A 2,672-nucleotide genomic window follows, 5' to 3' on the forward strand; every position below is an offset into this window, starting at 1 on the left:
GCCCAGGCCGTGCAGGGTGATCTTGTCGGTCATTACGTCGTCGATGATGCTCACGGGCACACTCGTCCTTGCCGCTATAGCGGCTGACTTTGAAGGGGGAGGGGTTACAGGTTTTGCGGGTGGAGTACGGATGTACTCCTATGCGACTGGCGCTGAGTTTTGCTCATGCTCCAGCTCAGAGGTGATCGATTCAATCTCGGCGAGCAGCTTCTGCTGCTTCAGGTTTCGCTCTTGGTAGATGGCCATCAAGTTGCGACTCAAGGCCGCCAGCGCTAATGCGCGTGAGATGTGAACCTGGCTTGCGTGGAGCATGTACGTACGGCCTGGCCCTTGATAGCACTTCGGCCCATTCAGCCGCGCCAGGTTCGCACGGACATGCAGCTCAATTTCCTCAACTCGCCGCATCCGGATGTTGATCATCCACAAACCGCTCACGATTCCCGCTCGCTCTCTGGTTGATCCTCGTCCACCACCAGCGCCTTCCCGCAGGAGTGGCAGAAGTGCATGCCGTTCTCTGCCGGCAACCCTCCATCGGTGAACTGCCATTCTTTACCGCAGCCGGTGTGCCAGGAGAATCCGCCTTCAGTCCAGGTGCAGGTGAATGGCTTGCTGCGCTTGAGTGCGGCGTCGATTCGCTCCCACAATTCAATCGCGTCCGTGCCGTGGAAACTGTTGTGCTTTATCCACGCTGAGGCGTCACGCAACAACCCCTCCAGCACATCCATACGCTGGCCCGCTTCCAGGCTCATCAGGCTGAATTCGTCGGCGGCCTTATCGAGCGCCTCATCCGCTGCGGTCAGGCGCTGTTGCAGGGCTTGCTCGCGGCGCTCGGCAGCAACGCAACCCTCAGCAGCAGTAAGAAAGCATTGCACGGCGCTGTCGTAGTTTTCAGCGAGAACAAAGTACCGGCCCTCGCTGGCATGGATGATCTCGAATTCTGCAGGAGAGCAAGGCCTTGCTTGTGCCTCCCCTCCGAACTCCCCGATGTACCACTTCTTCACTTCACTCATACAGCCTCCCTCGTTACCAGATCATGGGCATTCACAACCGTCATGCCGAGGCGTTCGGCGATCAGGACTTCCAGGCGAGCACCCTTTGAATGCTCCCAGCCAGGCAGAGTGGCCACGATGTCGCAGTCCATCAGGGCGGCAATGTCGCGTCGCATGCAGTCGTTCCAGGTACCGCCGTCGGGGTTGATCTCGGCGGGGTTGGTGACGGTGTGGCCGCCGGCGCGCAGGTTGGTGGTCATGGCGTGGAAGGCGGCGAAGTTGAGGCCGGGCAGGCCGGTCATGGGGCCGCTGAGGTAAATTCGTTTCACGGAGAGTCCTTGCCGGGCCATGCCCGGGCGTTAGAGTGCTTGTATTGCCTGAGTCAGCTAGAGTGAACTGAACAGGTATTAGGAGCGCTGCATGACGTGTTTTATTTGCAACGAGCCAGCGACCGAAACTGATGTCGGTGACGATTACGAGGAAAGGGTCTGCCCTAGCTGCGGACACTATCGGATTACAGAGTCGGCACTTTTATTGATGAAAACCCATGGGTGGAGCTTTGATGTGGAGCTCGCCAGAACATGGATCGCACAAAAGAAGCGTTATGGCTTTGTTCCGACGATCGACTCTTACCAGGCAAGTTGTTTGACTGGCGCTTGAGCAGGAAAGCCTTATCCGTAAATGACGCATGCCGGGCCATGCCCGGGCGGTGGAGTGGGGGGGATGAACGGTAGTTCCCAACTAATTGCGAAGTCGTTTGCGGGTGGGTCAGTCGCGCCGCATCCTTTGGCAATCGAAAAGCCGGGGCGCGATCAATGAAGCGACTTACTGAGTGGATGAACTTTGCCGCAGCGCTGATCCGTATGATCGATGCGATTATCCGTGCGGGCTGGTTTTGAGTTGTTGCAGAAGGCGCCGGCCGATCCAGCGCACCACGGTGACGGCCTTGCTGTTGCCGATTGCCTTGTAGCGGGGGCCGTCTGGGCATTCGCTGGCTGGCTTGCCGCGCCAGGGGATCAGGGTGTAGCTGTCGGCCATGCCCTGGAGGCGCTCACACTCGACTGGCGTGAGGCGGCGCACCTGTGCCGGAGTCAGTAGCGCCGGTGGCGGGCTGCATGCATCCAAAGACGCGGTGTATTCCTCATACCACTTACCCGCTCCGCAGGCCGACGTGTGGTGCAGCTTTGTCGAGTAGGCCAGGTAGTTCTGCTGCTGAGATCCTGCCTCGGCGGACAGCGCGCCGACGATCTGCCCATCTGTGCCAATGTACCGAACCTCACTGCGGCTGTTTTGGGTGAAGGCCAGCAGAGCATTCTCCTGACCGTTGTTCCGGCCCAGCGTGCGCGCCTGATCAATACTGACGCAGGGGTCTTGCGTGCCGTGCACCACCAGGTGGCTGTGGCCGTGGTTTGCATCCTGCCCGGAGCAGCCTTGAAGCCGGCCATAGCTTGCGTCTAGGGTTGCAGCAACGATGAAGTGTCCAGCCGCTGCGCCGTCAGGCCTACCGCCTGCACCGCCACTGAACGCGTGACTTGTTAGCGCCCCGGCGACCTCGGGGTGAATGAAGAAGGTCTCGCTTTCGATGTCGAGCCGGCTGTCTTTGGCGGTGAGCGTTGCTGCGCACTCGATCGAGCCGCCCAGGCTATGGCCGCCGAACGCAGGAATGCCGCCAAACATATCGAC

4 protein-coding genes are annotated in these 2,672 nt (G+C 59.9%); all 4 read right to left on the bottom strand.

The window, feature by feature from the left end; all coding sequences use genetic code 11:
- Nucleotides 1–138 precede the first annotated feature (138 nt).
- Entirely contained in the window at nt 139–435 is a 297-nt protein-coding gene (locus FEM54_RS30040) for a hypothetical protein (RefSeq protein ID WP_138454008.1), read from the bottom strand.
- The gene (locus FEM54_RS30045) at nt 432–1,010 is read right to left on the bottom strand and encodes a hypothetical protein (protein ID WP_138454009.1); all 579 of its coding nucleotides are present in this window, start codon (nt 1,008–1,010) and stop codon (nt 432–434) included. The genes FEM54_RS30040 and FEM54_RS30045 overlap by 4 nt, the downstream gene beginning before the upstream one ends.
- Entirely contained in the window at nt 1,007–1,318 is a 312-nt protein-coding gene (locus FEM54_RS30050) for a DUF4406 domain-containing protein (protein ID WP_138454010.1), read from the bottom strand. The genes FEM54_RS30045 and FEM54_RS30050 overlap by 4 nt, the downstream gene beginning before the upstream one ends.
- 547 nt (nt 1,319–1,865) lie before the next feature.
- Nucleotides 1,866–2,672, bottom strand: an 807-nt coding sequence (locus FEM54_RS30060) for a DNA cytosine methyltransferase (RefSeq protein WP_171045940.1), incomplete at its 5' end; no start/stop codon positions are given.

It is taken from the genome of Pseudomonas edaphica, from assembly GCF_005863185.1.
Taxonomy (GTDB): Bacteria; Pseudomonadota; Gammaproteobacteria; order Pseudomonadales; family Pseudomonadaceae; genus Aquipseudomonas; species Aquipseudomonas edaphica.

Coding starts and splice junctions, on each gene's coding strand:
- FEM54_RS30045 (WP_138454009.1), bottom strand. CDS start 1,010: ATGAGTGAAGTGAAGAAGTGGTACATCGGGGAGTTCGGAGGGGAGGCA.